This window comes from Frankia sp. AiPa1 (genome assembly GCF_023243075.1).
In the GTDB taxonomy this organism is placed as follows: Bacteria; Actinomycetota; Actinomycetes; order Frankiales; family Frankiaceae; genus Frankia.
In genome coordinates this window covers 1-790 of the sequence record NZ_JALKFZ020000021.1, presented here as the reverse complement: position 1 = coordinate 790, position 790 = coordinate 1, and the positions used below count along the sequence as shown (strand labels likewise).

Annotated in this window: 1 protein-coding gene; it reads left to right on the top strand. The window is 66.8% G+C overall.

Going from position 1 to position 790, the window contains the following annotated elements; translation table 11 throughout:
* Positions 1 to 131: 131 nt before the first annotated feature.
* A complete protein-coding gene (locus MXD95_RS28400) occupies positions 132 to 401 on the top strand; it encodes a winged helix-turn-helix domain-containing protein (protein WP_250639170.1) in 270 nt (89 codons plus the stop codon).
* Positions 402 to 790: the final 389 nt, after the last annotated feature.

Sequence of the window (790 nt, the reverse complement as noted above, 5' to 3'; positions counted from 1 at the left end):
ACGTTCCACCTGATCGGCGGGCGTCAACCCGCCACCCGTCGCATACCTCATACAACCGGTCTACCCAACCTAAACCCACTGGTAGACAGGCACAGAAAACAGCTCTGACCTCGAAGATTAAAGCTCAGTACGTGGACAGCGGCATCCGGTTCACCGTCGTCCTCCACCAGTTCACGACCGCCACGCCCGCGGCGACCGCCGAGCCCCCGCTGGGCGCCACAGAGCGTCGCGTCTACCAGGCCCTGACCCGTCAGGGACGAACAGTCAGCGACCTCGCTGAGGAACTCGGGCTCTCCGCTCCGAACATCCGCAAGGCACTGCGAAACCTGCGCGGCCGCAGGTTGATCCTTCAACTCGGCGGCAGAGGGAAGGTCACCACCTACCAGCGGACGGACTCATAACGGAGATGGTCACCCCGGAGAGGACGGCTCCGGTAAGCCGGCGGTACCGAGCGGATGCCGAACCAGCATGTTCCAGATATCCGCACAGCGGCACGCCGTGCCGCGTCTGGAGCGATGGGTCGGCTGGCAGCACGTCGATCAAGTGGCGCGCTCTCCAGCGGCCTGCGCTGGTGGAAGGCTCTTGACGAGAAAACTCGCCTGCTCTGCTTCCTCGTGTTCCGCCCGAGCGCCAGCGCAACCCTCGCGCTCGCCGGGGAGCGCCTACCGGACCGCTCCGAGCGTCGCACTCGCCCAGGAACGCGGACGGCCCGGCCTCGGTGTCCGCCGATCTCCGACCATCGGCCCCGAGGAAGACCGCGTGAGGACCTGGAGCGGCGGCCTCAGCCCTC